Origin of the sequence: Acinetobacter sp. yr461, assembly GCF_900110445.1 — a bacterium.
In the GTDB taxonomy this organism is placed as follows: domain Bacteria; phylum Pseudomonadota; class Gammaproteobacteria; order Pseudomonadales; family Moraxellaceae; genus Acinetobacter; species Acinetobacter calcoaceticus.
In genome coordinates this window covers 152,133-173,182 of sequence record NZ_FODU01000002.1, presented here as the reverse complement: position 1 = coordinate 173,182, position 21,050 = coordinate 152,133, and the positions used below count along the sequence as shown (strand labels likewise).

The following is a 21,050-nucleotide window of genomic DNA, read 5'->3' as shown; positions in this document are numbered from 1 at the left end:
GAAGTGTTGTCTGAAAAAAATAAGCAGAGGATAGGAAAGGTTTTCTGCAAATATTCATTTAAACAAGGATTTGTAAATGAGCAAGGTCTATTTAACACTTGGATTTGGGTTAATTTCAGTTGGAATGGCATTACCTGCTTTTGCTGGAGTAACTTTTGGAGATCCTAAAAGTGATACGGGTGCTTTAACAATTTCAGGTGCTTTACGTGGGAATTATCAAGATAAAGATTATGGTGAGTCTGCATCAGACCAGAAAATAAAATTTGATGCAGCTATTTTAAGACTAGGTTATGAGTCACCCGACTGGTTTGGAAAAGTCGAATATCGTTGTTATCAATACGATAAATTCTGTGATTTCTCTACTCTGGTTTATGGCTATGTAGGCTACCATTTAAATACAACTGATCATATTACTGTAGGTGTGCAACCCATTCCTTTTGGTCCAGGTCGTTTTTGGGATAGCAGCTTTTATGCTGGTATTAACAACACTATGGGGTTACAGGATGCTTCTAATTTAGGGGCAAACTATCACGTTGAATTACCGTCTGCGACTAAAGTGGATTTGGCTTATTTCGCAACTGATGGCGGTAACTATCACGGGACCAGCAAAGATTCAGCTCGTTATACGGCTAATGTTGTCACCTCATCTGATCCACTCAAAACCAACCTAAATGAAAAAAATATGTGGATGGCACGTGTAGATCAAGAGCTTAAGTTTTTAAGTACAGATGATCTCAAGGTATCAGTAGGTGGAAGTTATTGGTATTCAGACATTGAGAATAAAAAAACTTCTGCTGATGGTACGAGAAATACATGGGCTCTATTTAACCGCATTAACTATAAAAATCTGAATGTGGTACTTACAGGTGGCAGACAGTCGATTAGCAATAAAGATGGGTTAAGCCCAGAAAGTTCTACTTTTGGTTCGTTTGATGGTGAATACGACATAGCCAATAAAGGCTATTTCTACACAGTAGACACGAGTTATACCTTTAAGAATGTACGAGACTCACTCAACGTCACGCCTTATGTAGTGCTCAGTGGTTTCAATAAAAAAGAACAAGGCTTTGATGACTCTCAGCGCAACATTGTGGGTGTGGCATGGGACTACAAAAATATTTCGCTCTATACGGAATATTTGATGAGTAAAAACGACCCATTTGTTGGTGGAACCGGCAGCTCGCTTGCAGCAGGCGATGATGGCAAGTGGAACAAACTCTTAAATCTCATGTTGATTTATAGCTTCTAAAAGTTTGCATGGTTTTTTCATTTATCAATTTTCAGGAAGTTTAAAAGCTTCCTGAAGTCGTTTAGGAATAATAAAAATGTCATCACCATTTATTAGTACATTCATTTTATTTTTCTCGCTACTTAATCCCTTCCTCATGAGTATCTATATGATCGGACTAATTCGACATACAGAGACTAAAGTATTTAATAAGGCTTTGATTCAAGGTGGTCTTATTGCATATGTAGTTTTTCTCTTATTTGCATGGGGTGGAGAAGCAATTTTTAATCGGTATTTAAATGTAAGGTTTGAATCATTTCTAATTTTTGGTGGCCTGATTTTTCTGGTAATTGGATATCGATATGTTTTTCAGGGTGCCGATACCATTGGTGAAATGCGAGGAGCGCCTGAACATTTGGCTGGGACGGTCGCTATGCCATTTATGATTGGACCAGGAACAATTAGTGCAGCTGTAGTGACAGGTATGAGTATGTCTCTTTTAGAGGCCGCTATAGTGATCGCCTTAGTACTAATTCTTAGTTGTAGTGTTTTGATAGCAATGAAATTTTCTCATGATCACTTACGCTATAGCCATGCCAAATACATTGATCGTTATTTTGATATTGTAGGGCGTTTAGCCGCTTTATTAATTGGAACAATCGCAGTCGATATGATTGTGAATGGTGTTACACGTTTGATTGATAAAGTTTGATAAAAGTAAAAAGTCACAGCCACAATAAGATGGCTGTGACCAAAAAATTAAGAAGCTAATTTCGCTTGGTTATGTTGAACATGGTTTTTTCGAATTGAGTACCAGCAGATCAATGACCCGAAAGTAACCGTTAATGCGCCATACCAAAAATTGATTGTTAAATCGGAATTCAAAACAAATGCTGAAAACGCCGATGAGAAAATTGGAGAAAAATAAGAAAGCATAATCAAAACGGGCATATTGCCTTTGATAATACCTATATTCCACGCTAGATAGCCCATAGAGAAAAAAACAGCATTGATAAAGACAAACAGGTAGCCGTTAATTCCATGCGTATGCGGGAGATGGAAACCCTGAGTAGAGAGAGTAAGTATCCATAAGGCTATAGCTGTTAAGATAAAATAAAGCGAAACAGCATTAGTTCCATTACTTTGCTTTTTGGTGTAGATACAATAGACCGCCCAAAGAATAGATGCTAAAAAAATGAGTAGGTAACTAATCGGGTTTTTTAAAAAATTATCAATAAAGTTTAGGTTTGGATGATAGTTAATTATAACTATGCCTGTAAAACTTACGATCACTCCTAATATTGTCATTAAATTTACTTTTTCTTCTTTTAATACTGCCAACATAATAATAATGAGAGTTGGCCACATATTAAAAATAATATTCATCTCAATCGATTTTTCTGATGAATTTGCTAGAGTAATTGAAAAGGCGAAACACAATTCAAAAACAACGAAAAGCAAGCTAGATAGAATAAGAAACTTCTTTGAAACCTTTTTTAAATCGGGTAGGCCATATGTTAAGAATAAAATAATAGCACTGATGGTGTATACGTAAGTCACTGTATAGATAGGACCAAAACTTTCTGTAGAAAGCCTGAGTAAGCCAACTAAAGTGGACCAAAGTAATAAAGCTGAAACACCGATTAAGGTTGAGGCTTGACGGCTCATACGATAGACCCGATTAAAAAATTAATCATAATTTTTAACTGGGCACTTTAATAGTTATTTGAGTACGATAAATAATCATGAGTTAATGACTTTTTATCATCATTAAAAATAGATAATAAAAATATTTAAAATATATTTTTTATAATTTAACTATTAGTTTTATCTTCTTTTAAGTGTAATAAGCATCACACCAAAAATATTAAGAAAACAACCTAGCCACTGAATTGTATTTAAATGCTCGCCTAAAAGGAAGACTGAAAAAAGAATAGTAACAATGGGGCTAATGGATGAAATAATAGCGGACTGTGTTGCTCCTACGTACTCTATACTCAATATCAATAAGAGCGTGGGTAGAACAGTAACGAGTAAACCTAAACAGATTCCGTACCAAATGACTTGCATGGGTAAGGTCGTAAGTAGCTGTATAGGATGACTAGTTACAACTATAAAATGTATAAGAGTACCTATACAAGCTGCTGATAAAGATAGTCCCGTTAAATTCCACGAACCAAATTTTTTAATTAACGGTGGGGTAAGCAAGAGGTAGCAAGCAAAAGCAACAGCACTTGCAAACACTAAGCTTGCTCCAAACCAGAAATTGTATTGATCCGAAAGCATTTTCTGCTCTTGAAGCATAACAATGACTGTTCCACCATAGCTTAAGATCAGTGCAAATATCGTTTTTGAACTTAGTTTTTGCTTGAGGATAAAACTCGATGCTAAAACAGTCATGGTCGGATATAAGAATAAAATAATTCGTTCTAGTGACGCCGTAATAAACATGAGTCCATAGAAGTCGAGCCAGCTAGAAATGTAGTAGCCTAATAAGCCAACAGAAAGTAAATATAGAATATCTTTTAGCTTGATATTGCGATTTTGATGGCGACAAAACCAACAGATCACTAAAAAGAAGGGTAGAGCAATTCCCATACGGATAGCCATTAGAGTAATGGCATCTAATGATGGGCTAAGAGCATAAGCTTGTTTAATAAAAATGGCTTTGCTGCTAAATAAAAATGCAGAGATAAATGCAAACAAGGAACCAAGTTGAATTAAAGAAAAATTGAGCTTCATGGAACCTTGCTGCATTAATTAAATAGTATTTTTGGAGAGAATTTAAACTTCTGAATTTTCTTGTGATGCTGAAATTTTGTAGTAAGCAACATCGTAGACAGCTTTCTTATAAGCTTCATATGATGCTTTACTAATAACAACCGCAGATTCCCGACCTCTGCGAGTAATTTCTACGGGGTGCCCAGCGACAGCTTGATCCATAATCATGGTAAGTTGTGCTCTGGCATTTGAATAATTCCACTGATTCATTTGTAGTTCTCCCTGAATAATTCAGCATCAAGATAGGTGAAATGTACGACTCACTTCAACGGATTTATTTTCAAGAACGAATGATTTTTTATCATGGGTAGATGTAATTTTGTGAAGTATCACTAAATATGGATCTAAGATTATTTATAAGAACAGGGTGTAATTATTACTATCTAAGCATGTCTAAGTAAATTTTGCTTTACGGCGTTTTATGAAAAATACACTGTACGCTATGCGCCATAAGGGTTTTAGCTTTTTTTAATTATCCATCTCGTAAAACTAGGTAAAACAAAAACTAATTTTGTTGGACGACATTTATCCTTAATTTCCCTGCAAACTATATATAGAAAGGCTTTGAGTGAATTTTGAAACCTTGAGTTTGTCAAACTACGTCAAACAAAAGTTTAGAATAGGAGAGGGGATTTTGTTTTACAAGACTAAGTAGAGAATTAGCTCAAAGCCATCATAGATAAGGGGGAAATAGGTAAAGCTCATGAGCTTAGCTTGATTAGCATAATCTTTAAAACCAAATTTATGTTCAAATAGTGGGTCATTAATATTTAAAGGAGTTCTCAATAAGTAATAAAAAGGATTTCATTAGCCACAAGGTTTCTTATACTATTTATTCGAAACCTATTTCCTCCTACTTATTATTACTGTTGTTTATATGATAGATCTAAATTTAGTTAAAGTATTTATTACTATCTATGATACTCGGAGTGTCAGTGTTGCAGCTGAAAGGCTTAACATAACGCAACCTTCGGTTAGCCATAATTTATCTAGATTAAGATATATATTTAAAGATCAGCTATTTACAAGAACTAAAGAAGGGATGATCCCTACCGCATATTCGATACAATTATATGAATCATTAAATCAGCCTTTAATTGATATTGAGAATACAATTAGTGAAGTAACTAACTTTGATGTGGCCAATAGCGAACGTTGCTTTAAAATTGCTTTAACAGATATAGGTGGTATGTATTTTTTACCAAAAATTTATGAAAATTTAGAAAAAATAGCTCCTAACATTTCCTTGGAAGTAGTTACTGTAGAGATGAATAAGTTAACTGACTGGCTTATCACTGGGAAAATTGATGCTGCGATATGTAATAAAAATTTAGATGACAGAAATTTAAATACTTTGAAACTATTTCAAGAAAAGTATGTTTGCCTAGTGAGTAATAATATAAAACTTTATAATAATCAATTAACTTTAGATACTTTTCTTAAAGAAAATCATGCTGTAGTTTCTGCTTCAACGGGACATAATTTAGTTGAGAACTATCTAAATCAAAAGGGATTGCGTCGAAAAATTAAGTTAAGAGTTCCACAATTTAGTATTTTAAATGAGCTAATTGAAAAACATAATTTAATCGTTACTGTCCCTTCTAGGATAGGTGTGTATTTTGAGTCGAATAAAAATATAAAAATATATGATCTACCATTTGAGTTACCTGAATTCGATGTAACATTACATTGGTATAAGAAAGCTGGCGATATAACCGCTCAAAAATGGTTTATTAATTTTTTACAAGATACTCTTTCATAATTTTATAGCAATTGAAATTGATCTTTTTGAGTAAAATTTTTTAATTAAATTGTTGATTGTAAAAGTAATTGTATAATAAGTGGAAAGTTATTCACCACCTAGTTTTAGATGCTGTGGTTTGTATAAACTCTGAAGAAGCAGCATTATCGACAATAAATTATATAGATAAAAACTATAATGAATAATATTTATTATTAATTTGATCTATATTTCCCAGAGTCCTATGATTTGTATTTAAAACCACAATCAAGGAACTATTGTGAAGACGGTTCATCAATATACTTATGAAATTTTAAGAAAAAATAAAATTACGACAGTATTTGGAAATCCAGGTTCTAATGAGCTTCCTTTCTTAAAAAACTTTCCCTCAGACTTTCAATATATATTAGGTTTGCATGAGGGTACTGTAGTTGGAATTGCGGATGGGTATGCTCAAGCTACAGGACAACCAGCATTTGTAAATTTACATTCTGCTGCAGGTACAGGAAATGCCATGGGCGCATTAAGTAATGCTTGGAATTCTCACACTCCTTTAGTTATTACATCTGGTCAGCAAACTCGCGCCATGATGGGAGTCGAAGCATTACTAACGAATATTGATGCAACTCAGCTACCAAAGCCTCTGGTTAAATGGAGTCATGAGCCAGCAAGTGCAAATGAAGTACCACATGCAATCAGTCGAGCAATAAATATTTCAAAGGCTGAAGCTGCTGGACCGGTTTATGTTTCAATTCCATATAATGATTGGGATGTAGAAATTGATGAGCAAAATAAACATTTATTAACTAAGAATGTAATTAGCTCACAATGTCTATCAAGTAAAGATTTAAATTTTGTAGTCGATAAAATTAATAATGCTAAGCATGTTGCTGTAGTTTTTGGTACAGATGTAGACCGGCAATATGCAAATGAAAGTGCGATTAAGTTTGTAGAGTCTTTAAGAGTACCGGTATGGATTGCTCCGTCATCCCCTCGATGTCCTTTCCCAACTACACACCCATATTTTCAAGGTATATTGCCAGCAAGTATTGTAGGCATTTCAACAATTTTTGAAAATTATGATTTGGTCTTGGTCTTCGGTGCTCCAGTTTTTCGTTATCATCAATATGAGCCTGGAAAATATATAGGAGAAGATACCGAATTACTAGCATTTACATGTGACATTCAAGAAGCTGCAAGGGCTGCAATAGGGACAAGTTATATTTGTGACTTAGAAGATTGTTTGTCAAAGCTTAGTGATTTAGTTCTACCAAAAGATGCTGCTGTTACTGCTCGTAAAGGAGTTGAACCAGCTTCACCAAGTGAAGGTTATATTAAACCTGAACGGTTATTTGACTTAATTAATAGTCTTGCTCCTGAGAATACAATATTTACTAATGAATCTACTTCTACTACGAACATTCTTTGGGAGCGATTAAGCTTAACTGGGCAGGGCAGTTACTTTTTTGCTGCTGCTGGTGGATTAGGATTTGGGATGCCTGCAGCAGTAGGAATCCAGTTAGCGCATAGTGAACGCAGAGTTGTTGCAATCATTGGTGATGGATCTGCTAACTACAGTATTACTGCATTATGGACTGCAGCTCATTATCAAATTCCTGTAATTTTCATAATTTTGAAAAATGGTACTTATGGCGCATTACGTTGGTTCGCAGGTGTTTTAAAAGCAGACAATGTACCAGGAATGGATGTTCCTGATATTGATTTTACCCAAATTGCAAAAGGTTATGGTGTAGAGGCTTTTAGCGTAAATAAGGATGATGAATTTATTAGTAAATTTAATCAGGCCTTGAGTTCAGATAAACCAACTTTAATTGAGGTTTTGACAGCTGACTGTAAATAGATCGGCAAAGTTTAGATGAACTAGTATGTAAGGAGTACCATAATGTTAAAAAGTCCAATTATTGAAGATCTTCAATATCTATTGAAAGCACATCAAACTTTGTTTACAGAAGCTTCTAAAGCACCTTATTTAAAGGGTTTTAGAATAGGTAAAGGGGAAGCAATTGCAGTGGTAATTCCTGATACTTTATTAGAGTTGTGGAAAATACTAGAGTTATGTGTCAAGCATGATGTAATTATGATCCTTCAAGCATCTAATACCGGAGTTACAGGTGGGTCGACTCCTGACTCTAATAATTATGATCGAGATGTTTTGGTTATAAGTACTAAAAAATTAAAAGGTTTTCAACTTCTTCAAGAAGAAAGTCAAGTAATAGCATTTCCTGGTACAACATTAACAGAGCTGGAAAATGCACTAAAACCTTATGGTCGTGAACCTCATTCGGTTATTGGCTCTTCTTGTATAGGTGCATCAGTTATTGGGGGAATTTGTAATAATTCAGGTGGTTCATTAATTCATAGGGGACCAGCATATACAGAAAAATCTTTATTTGCCCAAATTGATGAAAATGGCGCATTGCAGTTAGTAAACCATTTAGGAATTGCTTTAGGTAGTACTCCCGAAGAGATTTTTCAAAATCTAGAAAATAAAAATTATTTAACAGGTCAAGATAAAGCATGGGAGGGGCGTATTTGGGCTGAGAATTATATAGAAAATCTACGAGATACCACATCCTCCACACCAACTAGGTACAATGGCAATCCTGAATATTTACATGAAAGTGCAGGTTGCTCAGGAAAATTGGCTGTATTTGCTGTTCGTTTGCCAACTTTTGAGGCAGCAAAAGAACCAACTACTTATATCATTGGTAGTAATGATGAATCACAACTAATTCATTTGCGTAAGTATTTACTAGAGCATTTGTCTGAACTCCCAAGCCAAGCAGAGTACATTCATAAAAATGCTTTTAAGCTGACCCAACGCTATGCTAAACATATGTATAAAGCTATTGATATCTTGGGCGCTGAAAAAATCCCTAATTTATTTGCATTTAAATCAAAAATAGATAATTTTTTTAAACGTATACCAATTTTACCAAATAATACAGTTGATCGTTTTATACAACTTTTTAACCTTCTAGCCCCTTCATGGGTTGAACCACGATTACAAGATTTTCATCAGAAATTCCAACATCTTCTAATGATTAAAATAGATATGCAACAAAATGATGAGTTGCAAAATTTATTAGTTAAATTCTTCTCGGGTAAGAGAGAACATTTTTTTCAATGTAATAAACAAGAAGAGAAAAATGCATTCCTTATACGTTTTGCTGTAGGTGGATGCATTATTTATTATTGTGAAAGTAAAAGTATTGATCCAAATGAACGATTAGTTTCATTTGATGTTGCATTTCGTCGAAATGACCAGCAATGGTTAATTAATTTACCTGAGAATTTAAAAGAACAAGTAATAATGGAAAGCTGTTGTGGTCACTTTTTTTGTTTTGTATCACATCAAGATTATTTATTAAAAGAAGGTGTAGATGCACATCAGTTTAAGGATGAGGTACTCGCGTATCTTGAAGAACGGGGTGCAAAATACCCAGCAGAACATAATGTAGGTCATCTCTATCAAGCATCTCCAGTTTATCAAGAGCATTTAAGACAATTAGATCCGACTAATACCTTCAATCCTGGGATAGGAAAAACAAGTAAATGTAAGCATTGGCACTGAAGCTCCAATATTCGTCTCAATAAATAAAGGAGGTTAGTTTGTCTCGTAAACCGATTAATGTAGAAGATTATCGACAACAGGCCAAAGCTAGATTGCCAAGTATCATTTTTGATTATCTTGATGGAGGAGCCGAAGATGAAAAAGGTCTAAAACACAACAGGTCCGTATTTGATAAATGGCGATTTAGGCCAAAACGGTTTATAGATATTAGCCATCGGGATATTTCTTGTAATTTATTTAATAAAAAATGGGATGCTCCTTTTGCAATTGCGCCTACAGGTTTGAATAGCTCCTTTTGGCCCAAAGGGGATTTTTTACTGGCAAGCAGTGCTGCTAAAGCAAATATTCCTTTTATCTTATCTACAGCCTCGAATATGTCAATTGAAGAAGTGGCCCAATCCTGTGATGGTGAAAAATGGTTTCAACTATATGTTGTACATGAGGAACTTGCTGTACAAATGGTGCGAAGAGCATTTAAAGCAGGTTATACCACATTAATCATTACGTTAGATGTGGGGGTGAATGGTTATAGAGAACGAGATATAAGAAATGAATTTGGTCTTCCTTTACGTTTTTCACCTAGTTTAGTTATTGACGGGATGATCCATCCAGCTTGGGCATTGCAGTTCATTAGAGCTGGTATGCCCCAATTAGCTAATTTCATTACTTCAGAAAATCATAGTTTGGAAGTACAGGCTGCATTGATGAGTAGGCAGATGGATACTCGTTTTAATCTCGACAGTTTAAAAAGAATCCGTGAATTATGGCCTCACACATTATTAGTTAAGGGGATAGTGCGTACTGACGATGCTCAAAGTGCTATTAACTGCGGTGCGGATGGAGTGATTCTTTCAAATCATGGTGGACGCCAACTAGACTGCAGTATTTCACCAATGGAAACGCTATACGATGTTTCTAATTCTATTGATCGACCAGTATTAATAGATAGTGGTTTTAGGCGTGGTTCCGATATTGTAAAAGCTTTATGTTTAGGCGCCAGTATGGTTTGTTTGGGTCGTGCAACCTTATATGGGTTGGCGGCAAAGGGAGAGAGAGGTGTGGATGATGTTATACAGTTATTAAAACAAGATGTGGATCGTACTTTAGCGCAAATAGGATGCCCGTCCGCTAAGCAGTTAGATACACAATTTATTACTGGTAGCTAAATTAATTTAAAAACATAAATTTTGAATTCATTTCCATCATTTTAAGGATAAGAAAGTATGGAACAAGATATCTTTTACATGAGCTTGCTAGATATTGCTGGGAAAATTCAACAGCAAGAAGTCTCTTCTGTTGACGTGACTTCATGCTTACTTGAACGAATAGAAAATCTAGATATTAAATTACTTAGTTATGTAACTGTATTAAAACAGCAAGCATTAGAAGCTGCACGACAAGCAGATATAGAAATTGCTCAAGGTAATATCCGCAGTCCTATACATGGTGTACCAATTGCTTTGAAAGATCTTTTTGATATGGCAAGTATTCCAACAACTAATGGGATGACGATTGACCCTTATATACCGAGATGTAATGCGACTGTCGTAAATAAATTGCTAGATGCAGGTGCGATAATTCTAGGTAAATTAAAATTAACTGAAGCAGCTTTTTCAGACCCTCATCCTGATATTCCCGTTCCTTTAAATCCATGGGGGCGTAATTTATGGGCAGGTTCATCTTCTAACGGATCTGCTGTCGCTTTAGCATCAGGATTGTGTTTTGGTTCTCTTGGTACAGATACTGGTGGTTCGATACGTTTCCCTTGTGCCGCTAACAATTTGACAGGAATTAAACCTACATGGGGGCGTGTTAGTCGCTCAGGTGTTTCTGAGTTTTCTGGTTCACTTGATCATATTGGACCAATGGCCAGAAGTGTAGAGGATGCTGCTGTATTGTTGCAAGTGATAGCTGGCTGTGACTTAAATGATCAAACTACTTCTAATAAGCTAGTTCCTAATTATCTGCAAGAAATGGGTGATGGGATAAAAGGCTTAAAAATTGGTGTTGATTATGATTTTATATTTAATAAGATTGATCTTGACACTAAATTAGTAATGCAGCATGTAATTGAAACAATTAAATTGTTAGGTGCAGAAATTGTAGAGATCGATATGCCTGATACTAAACTAGCTGCAGCTAATTGGGCTCCTTTATGTGCTGTAGAAACTGCTGTAGTTCATGAAAAAAATTATAAAAAATTTAAAAATAATTATGGTCCTAGTTTTTCTAAATTTATAGAAATGGGACAAGCTATTCTAGCAACCGAATATTTTAAATTAATTCAATTTAGACATGTATTGAAACACAATATATCTTCTGTTTTTAATGAAGTAGATCTATTAATTATGCCTGTTTCAGCTTATTCAGCTTCACCAACTGATTTATCTGAAAAGTTTAGTGAAGACAAGGAGCTATTCGAAGGTACAGTTCGTTTTACAAGTGCTTTTAATTTAACAGGTCATCCCACTCTTACACTTCCTGGTGGTTTTACTAAAGAGGGTACTCCTATAGGTTTTCAATTTGTGGCTTCTTATTTTCAAGAGGGATTATTAGTCCGCGCTGGGGGTGATTTCCAAAAAGCAACAAATTGGCATAAAGTCCAACCACCAGTTTCTAATCTATAATATTCAGCATCGTTAGGGGAAGTGGTTATATTTAAATATAAAAATTCCTTGAATATAAATTTCACCTATTATTTTCATAGCATAAAAAACCAGCTGAAAAGCTGGTTTTTTATGTTAGAGGGTAGATTTACAGTGGATACTGAATCCCTTTGTCTAAAATACTTACCCATTGACGCTGGCTAAATTCATCAAAGTTAGCAGGACCACCAAAGCGGCCACCATATCCTGATTCTCCCATACCTCCAAAAGGAACATGATATTCATTGTTAACTGTTTGATCATTAATATGGATCATTCCACTTTTAATTTGTTTAGCCAGTTCATAGGCCCATGCAGTACGTTCAGTATGTATTGCGACTGCTAGACCATATTTAGATGAGTTAACGATTTTAACTGCTTCGTTAATATCATCGAAAATTAGGATAGGTGCTACTGGTCCAAATATCTCTTCTGCAAAAATAGGATCATCTTTACTGATATTTGTTATAACAGTTGGATAGAAAAATAAGTTTTCTCCTTTACCACCACATTCCAATGTAGCGCCTTGATGAATAGCTGCCTCCACCATGTTGCAGACTTTATGATGTTGGGCGCCATTAATTAATGGACCTATTTGTGTTGCGGGTAAAGATGGATCTCCAACATTGAGTGATAACGCTTTTTCTTTTAATTTTTGAATGTATAAATCAGCAATACTGCGATGAACTAAATGACGCCCTGTTTGCATGCAGATTTGACCCTGATGAAGGAAAGTTCCCCAAACTGCATTATTTACAGCTATTTCAATATCTGCATCCTCACAGATAATCATGGCATTATTACCACCTAGTTCTAATGCACATTTCTTCAATTGTTTCGCACAAGACTCAGCAATTTTTTTACCTACTCCTGTTGAGCCTGTAAAGGAAATCATATTGACTTGTGGATGATTGACTAAGGCTTCACCAACTTCGCTTTCGCCACTAATTACTTGAAAATTACCTTCAGGTAATCCTGACATTTGAAAAAGCCAAGCGAGTAGGGCTCCTCCCGTAATATTACTAAATTCAGATGGTTTTAAAATAACACTATTACCCATCGCCAAAGCAGGAGCTATTGAACGTATTGATAGTAATAATGGAAAATTCCAAGGAGAAATTACACCTACAACACCTAATGGCACACGTTGCCATACATTAGTTCGTGTTGGAATAGAAGATGGAAAGATTTCACCTGATGCTGCCATAGGCATAGAGGAAGCCATATACAGTTGTTCGATACAAGCATTAGCTTCCCAACCAGCTTTTAGAAGAGTTGAACCGCATTCTTGGATATTCCAATCAATAAAGGTTTGAATATTTTCTTCAAAAAATTGCGCTGCTTTTCTTAATACTTTAGCTCTAGCTTCAAATGTTGTTTTACTCCATTGCTTTTGAGCCTCTATAGCGATGTTTACTGAAGTATTAACATTTTCTATAGAAGCAAGTTTTACTGATGAAATAACTTCACCTGTTGTAGGGTTAATAATATCTCTAGATAAATTGTTTGTTTTAACCCAGTTTCCTTGAAAAATATGCTCTTTCCAAATTTGTTCAATAATATTGGTTTGAGTATTCATAGTATTATCCTTTAACTATTTGTTGCACTGGGTTTGATTTACGATGGGTAAATAGGGCAATAGCTAATGCGCCGATGACGCCGGGAATAGCAAAAACCATAAAATTTTGTTCAAATGGGAGGTTAACTGCTAAAAGAAAACCACCAAATAGTGGACCAGAGATTGCACCAAAGCGCCCCATAGCAGCAGCAAAACTTACTCCAGTTGATCGAATATTGGCAGGGTAGAAATCTGCAGCTAATGTATGTATGACAGACATTGAACCTACAGTTGCTCCACCTGCAATAATTAAGAGAACTGTTAATATCAGTGCTGGAGGATGAAAACCCAAGCAACTAATTGATATAGCAGCGACTAAGTAACCAAAAATAAGTGTTTTCTTTGCACCTAATTTGTCGGCTAAAACACCACAAATTAAGGTACCTAAAATTGCCCCAATATTAAGTGTGACTAGAAAAGTAATACTAGAACCTAAAGAATATCCCCCGACATTCATCAGCTTTGGTAACCAAGTATTGAGTCCATATACCATCAGCATTACCATGGCGAAGCCACACCAAATGAGTAACGTTCTTAATGCTTTAGCTTCTGTGAATAAACCAATAACAGGAATTTTTTGAGAACTGCCGGTCATTTCTACAACATATAGCATTCCATGTTGATGCTTATGTTTAGGATTAAGTTTTTCCAGTGTTGTAATTACTTCAACTTGGCGATTTTTATGAATTAGGTAGCTTATTGATTCTGGGAAGGTTTTATACATAAAAGGAATTAAAAAGATACAAATTCCTGCAATCCAAAAGGTAATTTGCCACCCAAATCGTGGGATAAGAAATAAACCAGCTAGACCAGAAATAATTGCTCCCACACCATAAAATGCTAAAACAAAATTAATTAGACGATTTCGATGGGTACTTGGTGCCATTTCCTTAATAATCGTGACTAAATTAGGAACTGCACCCCCTAAACCTATGCCAGTTAGCAAACGACAAATGAAAAATGTATTTGTATCATGGGCGAAACCGTTTAGCGTTACAGCAAGACTAGATAAAATAGTACAACCAATAATTATATTTTTACGGCCAAATTTATCGGCAGCCATGCCTAGGGTAATAGCTCCAAGCATCATGCCCATTAGTGAAGCGGCGCCTAATAACCCGGCAGTTTGAGGAGAAAGATTCCATTCAGTCATTAAATGTGGCAGTACGGAACCATAAATTACAAGGTCATACCCATCAAAAAGCATAATAATTGCGCACCAGAAAACTAATATTTTATGGTGTTTATTTAATGAAGCTTGATCAATTAATCCTACAGCATTGACATTTTGCATCGATTCCTTCCTTTGGATAATCTTTAAAAAATTCAAACTTTTTTCCTTCAAAGTGATTTTTTAAAAATTTAATAAAATACGGAGCTGCATCCTTGAAATGTTAATTTCATAGAGTTCAATGGTTAGCTTAGGATTGTTAGGAGTATTGATCAAATTAATAAAAAATATTATCTAATATTGATTGTATCTATATTTAGATTTCAAAATTTTTAAAAATAAAATTACTGATTGTAGGTAAAAGTATAATTAAACCAATAGGTAATAGTATATTTTTGAATATAAAAGCTTTCGAGCTAATTGGCGTTGAGTCAGATCATTTAGTTCATGTTACTGTTTGAGCCACTTTTAATGCTTTCCCTTTTATCAAACTCATTAATATAAAAATTAAAAGTAATCAGTTTAAATAGTTCTGTAACCTCGGAAATCTGTAACCTTTTCACTTTTCTAAAAGGTTACACCCTGAAATCCTTGCCCCATAAGGCTGTAACCTCAGTAACCTTTGTAACCTCTAAAATTTAGCTGTTTCTTAAATTAAAGTGAGAAGATAGGTATTGGTACAAAGCTACAGCAAAGACAGTAGGAATATTTTTGTATCATGGCTTGTATCACTAATATAGTTTTGTTTGTTAAATGATTAATTATCAATTGCTTATTATTTTGTTTGGTATTGGATATACCTACCAAGATATTAAAGTCATATAAACTCGAATAGCTTTACATGACTTAAAAAAGCCCTAAACTATAATGGTTTAGGGCTTTTTTATTGCTTTACATAAACTCATATATCAGATCGATCCTTGTATCACGATTCAATTACTGAATTCATGATACAACTTTGGCCAGTCTTGAGCCTGAAGATAAAGACTATAGAAAAATAGATATTTCCCCTGCAAAAGAAAGTGAATAAATTATGGCAATTGAGATATAAAAAAAACTGATGGTAAATGGGCGTGGAGTGGACTAGGGGGTATTTATATATCTGCAACTTGTACTATTCTCTTACCAATATTCTCTCCATTTAGTAAACCAACCAGACTTTTGGGAAGCTGTTCTAAGCCTTTGAATATCTCTTCTACTACCCGTAATTGACCAGAAGAAACCCATGTACTTAAATCATGAAAGGCTTCAGGTTGTTTATCTAAATAATCAAATAGCAAAAAACCTTTCATAGTGAGGCTTTTCAAAATTAACTGACCTGGTATACCCACTACATTAGCTTTAGGTGTATCTGAATCATATTGAGATATGGCGCCGCAACAAACTATTCGGCCATGTTTTTTCATATTGGATAATGCAGCATCTAAAATATTTCCACCGACATTATCAAAATATACATCTATACCATCCGGACATGCTAAACGTAGTTTATCTTCCAGATTTCCAGTGCTGTAATCTATAGCTTCATCAAATCCAAAATCTTTTTTGAGAAGATCACATTTATGTGTACTTCCTGTAATACCTATTACACGACAGCCTTTAATTTTAGCAATCTGGCCAACAAGAGAGCCTACGGCACCAGCAGCAGCTGAGACCACAACTGTATTACCCTGTTCGACCTTGCCACATTGTAATAGTCCAAAATATGCAGTAAGCCCGGGTACACCATAAATACTTAATAAATACGTTACTGGTTTTAAAGTAGGAAGAGCAAATAGGGCATCGGCTGAGATAGTCGCATGTGTCTGCCACCCAGTCTCAGCGATGACAAGATCTCCTTTTGTTAAATGTGGTACGTGTGATTCGATCACTTCTGCTAAAGCAATGCCAGCCATAACATTACCTGCTTGTAACGCAGGACGATAAGTATCACCTTGCATCCAAGCTCGACTTGCCGCATCTAATGCTATATATAGGGTACGTACGCTTATCTCACCATCTTTAGCTGAAGGCAGATCACTTTCTTGTATATGAAAATGGTGAATATCTAGCTTACCTTTAGGTAGCTTGGACAATATAATTTGATTTGTTTTCATGGTTTTCTCTAAGTGAGGGGGAAGTAAAAAACAAATAATTAGAAAGCATTGCTGCTAGTTAGTTCTGAAGACAAATCCCATAAGCGTTTAGCTTGCTCGGTATCAACAGCATATGCTTCTACCTCCTTGAATGTAATTTCTGTGCTACTTTTTAATTTTGCTATATCACAGTCTTCACAATACAAACCACCTAATGTATTGAGCTCGGGAGTGGTTGCAGCCCAGATCGTAGTAGCTACTCCCTGTTGCGGTGTTTTTAGATCTGCAATAGTTGGATTACCATCTTTATCTATCCATCCCATTGCAAACATTTCCTCATGTGTTAAATGACGCTGTAAGGAAGTAGCAATGTTGCCAGGATGTACTGAGAAAGATCTTACGTTGTCTTTTTGGCCTAATGTGTCCAGATGGACGCTAAATAAAGCATTAGCTGTTTTTGCTTGTCCATAAGCTAGCCAATGATCGTAATCATATCTAAAGTGAATATCATTCCAGCGAATTGGTGATAATTGATGCCCTGCGGATGACAGCGTTACAACACGTGCACCACCTTTTAGTAGTGGCCATAGTTGGTTCGTCAAAGCAAAATGCCCCAAATGGTTTACAGCAAATTGTGATTCCCAGTTATTGCCTACACGTGTTTCAGCACAAGCCATTATTCCGGCATTATTAATTAAAAGATCAATATGCCTGTCTTGTTTTAATAGCCGTTGAGAAAATTCCCAAACACTACTTTCAGAGTCATTCAGATTGCTAAGATCTAAAGCTTCAACCTTAATATTTGGAATATCCTTTGTTGCTGTATAGGCTTCCTCTACGTTTCTGGAGGCAACTGTAACTAGAGCGCCGGCGTGAGCCAAAGCTTTGCTAGTTTCTAGCCCTAAACCAGCATGACCACCAGTTACAACAACATGTATATTTTTTAAATTAATACCTGCTAGAACATCTTCAGCTGTACTATTTTTTCCAAAATTTGAGCCAATTGGTATTTGTTGTCTTTCCATCTTTATTACTTCTATATTTGGAGGAGATAAAATAGTATGGACAGCAAATATTGAACAAACCATAATTAAAAGGACACTTTTCTTTTTTGATCGTTCGGATTTTTTATAAATGGATGCTCTATCGCATGTATTGTCATTGTTGAGAATAAGACATAGTAACGGTGCAGGTCTTGATGCTGGTGGAGATTGGGCTATCAATTTTCCAGCTTATGACGGAATTAAGTTTAATGCTGTTTTGAAAGGGCAATGTTGGGTAAAAACCCAAGATGATGAGGAACCTTTTCTTGTTAAAGCGGGCGACTGTGTTTTACTTACGCGCGGAAAACCATTTGTTGCAGCTACTGATCTGAATCTACCGACAATCGAATCTTCAACTATTTTTGATATGAATGTTGGGAAAATATCTATTTTGAATAGTGGTGGTGATTTTTTTCTAATAGGTATTAGTTTTGATTTTGAAGGAGATACTTGGGGAATGCTTACAAGTGCTCTTCCTTCATTTGTTCATTTGAAAAATGTCTCTAATCAAGTTTCTGTTCTAAAGTGGGCCATTGAACAATTAACTATCGAGATAAAAGAAGAAACATTAGGAAATGAGTTAATGATCAGCCATCTGGCTCAGATCATGTTATTACAGGTTTTAAGATTTTGGTTAGGGCCGGGACAAACTCGATACACAGGCTGGTTAGCAGCACTTTCAGATCATCGTCTAATACGATCAATGAATGTTATCCATGAGAAACCAATGTATTCATGGACTGTCGCTGAATTGGCTGCTATTGCAGGAATGTCGAGGACAACGTTTACACAACATTTTAGTAAAGTTGTCGGGCAGTCACCTATTAACTATCTAACGAGTTGGCGTATGCACCTTGCTGCAGATATGTTATTAAGAAGTGAAAAAAAAGTAATCAACATTGCCTATACTGTTGGATATCAGTCTGAATCAGCTTTTAGTACGGCATTTAAGCGGATGTATGACCATTCTCCTACACAGTATCGTAGATTTATGGCTACTAAATAAAGGAGTAAATACAATGCGCCTATTTAGCATATAGTTAGATTTAAAAGAGACTAGAGCTAGAATACTTTAAATAGATGAAGCTTAAGTATCCGAATTACCTTTATACAAATCAGACCAAGAAATCAGGGTATCAGACATTTGCTGTAATACATTAATAAAATTGGTGCGTTGTTCTGGGGTTAGAGTAGAGAAGTGCTTGTATTGTATTTCACGTAAACCATTACGTTGTTCTTTAACTAATTGTAAGCCATAGTCGGTTAACTCTATTAACCAGCTACGCGCATCACTCGTATTCTTTTTCCGAAGTACAATATTTTTATTTTCTAATATTTTAAGCATTCTGGTTGCTGTTGGCACGGCAACACCTGCATGATGTGCAATCTGACTAATGGTCAAAATGCCTTCATCTGCCAAGGTATCTAATAAATTGAGTTGTGATAATGAAAGATGTGAACGCATCTGAGCATAATAGCCTCGATCACGGGTCATTGCCTTAAATAGGTTATGACAAACAAAAATAAACTCTTCAAATTCTTGCTCATTTTGTTCAGTCATTGAACTATCTTTTGCTGTAGGGTTCAATTTTCCATACCTGATCTAAACGATTGAATAAAGTAAAAACATTAAAATTTAACTATAACTCAGAGAAGTATAGCAAAAATTTTTATCTTGTATTTAGTTAGCTTGCTAAGTATTATTTATTTAGCAAGCTAACTAAATATCTGCTAGTTGATCAGAAAGATTCAGATATTTAGCATTACTGGTTCATATTTCCATTTAAAAAAATTATTTAATTACAATTGTTTATTGGAAATTAATAATTTTTTATTTAGCTAGCTAAGTAGTTTACATGAGCATACTAATGTAAAAGAGGGGGATAGAGAGTGATCGTAAAGCCAATATTTCAAAACTCTGAAGGTAAAACTTTAGATCAATCAAATTATCTAGCAATTACTTTAGTGATATTTGCTGGAATTATTTCTGCTTTACATGTGGGAAAGGCTTCAATTGCAATCCCCCAAATGCATGAACAGTACCATTGGTCGCTTTCTGCTCTTAGTTGGATCATGTCAGTTTTTCCATTTATTGGCGTTATTGGTGGTATGGCAGCGGGGATTTTGGTGAAACAATGGGGAGACAAACGTTTACTCTGCCTAGGTTTAGCTGTTCTCGCAAGCGCAAGTTTTTTCGGCGCTATGACAACCAATTTTACATTTTTAATCACAACGAGAATTGTAGAGGGACTGGGATTTTTACTTATTGTTGTATCAGCACCTTCTATTTTGAATCGTTTAGCAACTCCTCAGCAATACAACATGGTATTTGGCTTTTGGAGCATGTTTATGGGCGTAGGAATTGCAATCTCAATCTTTTTGGGTCCTTTGTTAAATAACTGGCAAAGTTTATGGTTGATCAATGCAGGACTAACATTTTTAATCTTAATTTTTATATTTTTAAAAGTACCTCATATAGAAAAAACTACATCCATTTTGGCTCAACCTACGAATATTAAAGATGATATTTTAAGAGTCTTAAAAACACGTAATCCTTCTTTACTGGCGATTGCTTTTGCAGCTTACAATATTCAATTTTTTTCGGTACTTACGTTTTTACCTTTATTTTTAGTGAATAGGACAGGAATGTCAGTTGCACAAGCAGGGTTTGTTTGTGGAGCGGTAGTTATTTCTAATATTACCGGCAATCTTACATCTTCATTCTTACTTAATCGTGGTGTTAAAGCAAAGACCATTATTATTTTTGCCAGTGCTGCTATTGGCATACTTGGTATAGGAATATTTCTTCCATTCACACCTGAGCTCTTGGCAATAATTTTATGTTTTTTATTTTCAATGGTGAGTGGTCTAATTCCTGCAACTATTGTCAGTTCCGCACCGCGCAGTTCTCCTGATATTGGCTTGGTTTCATTGAGTATTGGCGCTGTGATGCAAGGGAATTATCTCGGACAGGTTATAGGCCCTTTGGCAATAGGTTTGGCAATTAGTTTTGCTGGGTGGACTGCCGCAGTTATCCCTGTCGGAATTGCTGCATTGATTGGAGTTTTAGCAGGTTCATTACTCAATTTTGAAAATAAGAAATTAGGGGCATAAAAATGATCTTGTTTACTCAGCTTAAGATTTAGGAGATTA

At 35.2% G+C, this 21,050-nt stretch carries 17 protein-coding genes; 9 read left to right on the top strand and 8 right to left on the bottom strand.

Annotated features, from left to right (window positions below):
* Positions 1–76 precede the first annotated feature (76 nt).
* Both BMW38_RS05285 and BMW38_RS05280 read left to right on the top strand, forming a co-directional pair.
* Positions 77–1,249 (top strand): hypothetical protein, encoded by a 1,173-nt coding sequence (locus BMW38_RS05285; protein WP_092706386.1) that lies wholly within the window; start codon positions 77–79, stop codon positions 1,247–1,249.
* A gap of 76 nt (positions 1,250–1,325) precedes the next feature.
* Entirely contained in the window at positions 1,326–1,940 is a 615-nt protein-coding gene (locus BMW38_RS05280) for a MarC family protein (protein ID WP_092706384.1), read from the top strand.
* Positions 1,941–1,987: 47 nt separating this feature from the next.
* Here the strand turns inward: BMW38_RS05280 and yddG are convergent, their stop codons facing one another.
* The 3 genes from yddG to BMW38_RS05265 all read right to left on the bottom strand — a co-directional run bounded on the left by yddG (position 1,988) and on the right by BMW38_RS05265 (position 4,219).
* Positions 1,988–2,896, bottom strand: coding sequence for an aromatic amino acid DMT transporter YddG (gene yddG, locus BMW38_RS05275; RefSeq protein ID WP_092706382.1), 909 nt, complete (start codon positions 2,894–2,896; stop codon positions 1,988–1,990).
* 159 nt (positions 2,897–3,055) lie between these two features.
* Positions 3,056–3,970 (bottom strand): DMT family transporter, encoded by a 915-nt coding sequence (locus BMW38_RS05270; protein ID WP_213031100.1) that lies wholly within the window; start codon positions 3,968–3,970, stop codon positions 3,056–3,058.
* A 42-nt stretch (positions 3,971–4,012) separates the two neighbouring features.
* A complete protein-coding gene (locus BMW38_RS05265; RefSeq protein WP_092706378.1) occupies positions 4,013–4,219 on the bottom strand; it encodes a type II toxin-antitoxin system Phd/YefM family antitoxin in 207 nt (68 codons plus the stop codon).
* Between the two features lie 667 nt (positions 4,220–4,886).
* Here BMW38_RS05265 and BMW38_RS05260 point away from each other — a divergent pair.
* The 5 genes from BMW38_RS05260 (at position 4,887) to BMW38_RS05240 (ending at position 11,972) form a co-directional block, all read left to right on the top strand.
* A complete protein-coding gene (locus BMW38_RS05260; protein WP_092706376.1) occupies positions 4,887–5,771 on the top strand; it encodes a LysR family transcriptional regulator in 885 nt (294 codons plus the stop codon).
* A 259-nt stretch (positions 5,772–6,030) separates the two neighbouring features.
* A complete protein-coding gene (mdlC, locus tag BMW38_RS05255; protein WP_092706374.1) occupies positions 6,031–7,611 on the top strand; it encodes a benzoylformate decarboxylase in 1,581 nt (526 codons plus the stop codon).
* Between the two features lie 42 nt (positions 7,612–7,653).
* On the top strand, positions 7,654–9,345 hold the full coding sequence (gene dld / locus BMW38_RS05250) for a D-lactate dehydrogenase (protein ID WP_092706372.1): 1,692 nt from the start codon (positions 7,654–7,656) through the stop codon (positions 9,343–9,345).
* 38 nt (positions 9,346–9,383) lie between these two features.
* A complete protein-coding gene (locus tag BMW38_RS05245) occupies positions 9,384–10,511 on the top strand; it encodes an alpha-hydroxy-acid oxidizing protein (protein WP_092706370.1) in 1,128 nt (375 codons plus the stop codon).
* 57 nt (positions 10,512–10,568) lie between these two features.
* On the top strand, positions 10,569–11,972 hold the full coding sequence (locus BMW38_RS05240; protein WP_092706368.1) for an amidase: 1,404 nt from the start codon (positions 10,569–10,571) through the stop codon (positions 11,970–11,972).
* 127 nt (positions 11,973–12,099) lie between these two features.
* Here BMW38_RS05240 and BMW38_RS05235 read toward each other — a convergent pair whose 3' ends face one another.
* The 4 genes from BMW38_RS05235 to BMW38_RS05220 all read right to left on the bottom strand — a co-directional run bounded on the left by BMW38_RS05235 (position 12,100) and on the right by BMW38_RS05220 (position 17,879).
* Complete coding sequence (locus BMW38_RS05235; RefSeq protein ID WP_092706366.1) at positions 12,100–13,569, bottom strand: aldehyde dehydrogenase family protein; 1,470 nt, start codon at positions 13,567–13,569, stop codon at positions 12,100–12,102.
* A gap of 4 nt (positions 13,570–13,573) precedes the next feature.
* Positions 13,574–14,902 (bottom strand): MFS transporter, encoded by a 1,329-nt coding sequence (locus BMW38_RS05230; RefSeq protein ID WP_092706364.1) that lies wholly within the window; start codon positions 14,900–14,902, stop codon positions 13,574–13,576.
* Positions 14,903–15,873: 971 nt separating this feature from the next.
* Complete coding sequence (locus tag BMW38_RS05225; protein ID WP_092706362.1) at positions 15,874–16,875, bottom strand: NADP-dependent oxidoreductase; 1,002 nt, start codon at positions 16,873–16,875, stop codon at positions 15,874–15,876.
* 38 nt (positions 16,876–16,913) lie between these two features.
* A complete protein-coding gene (locus BMW38_RS05220; RefSeq protein WP_092706360.1) occupies positions 16,914–17,879 on the bottom strand; it encodes an oxidoreductase in 966 nt (321 codons plus the stop codon).
* A gap of 109 nt (positions 17,880–17,988) precedes the next feature.
* Between BMW38_RS05220 and BMW38_RS05215 the strand changes: the two genes are divergently transcribed.
* Complete coding sequence (locus BMW38_RS05215; protein ID WP_092706358.1) at positions 17,989–18,903, top strand: AraC family transcriptional regulator; 915 nt, start codon at positions 17,989–17,991, stop codon at positions 18,901–18,903.
* A gap of 81 nt (positions 18,904–18,984) precedes the next feature.
* Here BMW38_RS05215 and BMW38_RS05210 read toward each other — a convergent pair whose 3' ends face one another.
* Positions 18,985–19,458: a MarR family winged helix-turn-helix transcriptional regulator gene (locus tag BMW38_RS05210; protein ID WP_092706356.1), complete on the bottom strand. Its 474-nt coding sequence runs from the start codon at positions 19,456–19,458 to the stop codon at positions 18,985–18,987.
* A gap of 329 nt (positions 19,459–19,787) precedes the next feature.
* Here BMW38_RS05210 and BMW38_RS05205 point away from each other — a divergent pair, with 329 nt between their 5' ends.
* On the top strand, positions 19,788–21,011 hold the full coding sequence (locus BMW38_RS05205; protein WP_092706354.1) for an MFS transporter: 1,224 nt from the start codon (positions 19,788–19,790) through the stop codon (positions 21,009–21,011).
* The last annotated feature ends 39 nt before the right edge of the window (positions 21,012–21,050 follow it).

What these genes read in the sequence shown, in the direction of transcription:
- BMW38_RS05235 (WP_092706366.1), bottom strand. Translation starts at nt 13,569, where the DNA reads ATGAATACTCAAACCAATATTATTGAACAAATTTGGAAAGAGCATATT.
- BMW38_RS05260 (WP_092706376.1), top strand. Translation starts at nt 4,887, where the DNA reads ATGATAGATCTAAATTTAGTTAAAGTATTTATTACTATCTATGATACT.
- dld (WP_092706372.1), top strand. Translation starts at nt 7,654, where the DNA reads ATGTTAAAAAGTCCAATTATTGAAGATCTTCAATATCTATTGAAAGCA.
- BMW38_RS05270 (WP_213031100.1), bottom strand. Translation starts at nt 3,970, where the DNA reads ATGAAGCTCAATTTTTCTTTAATTCAACTTGGTTCCTTGTTTGCATTT.
- BMW38_RS05210 (WP_092706356.1), bottom strand. Translation starts at nt 19,458, where the DNA reads ATGACTGAACAAAATGAGCAAGAATTTGAAGAGTTTATTTTTGTTTGT.
- BMW38_RS05220 (WP_092706360.1), bottom strand. Translation starts at nt 17,879, where the DNA reads ATGGAAAGACAACAAATACCAATTGGCTCAAATTTTGGAAAAAATAGT.
- yddG (WP_092706382.1), bottom strand. Translation starts at nt 2,896, where the DNA reads ATGAGCCGTCAAGCCTCAACCTTAATCGGTGTTTCAGCTTTATTACTT.
- BMW38_RS05280 (WP_092706384.1), top strand. Translation starts at nt 1,326, where the DNA reads ATGTCATCACCATTTATTAGTACATTCATTTTATTTTTCTCGCTACTT.
- BMW38_RS05225 (WP_092706362.1), bottom strand. Translation starts at nt 16,875, where the DNA reads ATGAAAACAAATCAAATTATATTGTCCAAGCTACCTAAAGGTAAGCTA.
- BMW38_RS05215 (WP_092706358.1), top strand. Translation starts at nt 17,989, where the DNA reads ATGGATGCTCTATCGCATGTATTGTCATTGTTGAGAATAAGACATAGT.
- BMW38_RS05285 (WP_092706386.1), top strand. Translation starts at nt 77, where the DNA reads ATGAGCAAGGTCTATTTAACACTTGGATTTGGGTTAATTTCAGTTGGA.
- BMW38_RS05240 (WP_092706368.1), top strand. Translation starts at nt 10,569, where the DNA reads ATGGAACAAGATATCTTTTACATGAGCTTGCTAGATATTGCTGGGAAA.
- BMW38_RS05265 (WP_092706378.1), bottom strand. Translation starts at nt 4,219, where the DNA reads ATGAATCAGTGGAATTATTCAAATGCCAGAGCACAACTTACCATGATT.
- BMW38_RS05230 (WP_092706364.1), bottom strand. Translation starts at nt 14,902, where the DNA reads ATGCAAAATGTCAATGCTGTAGGATTAATTGATCAAGCTTCATTAAAT.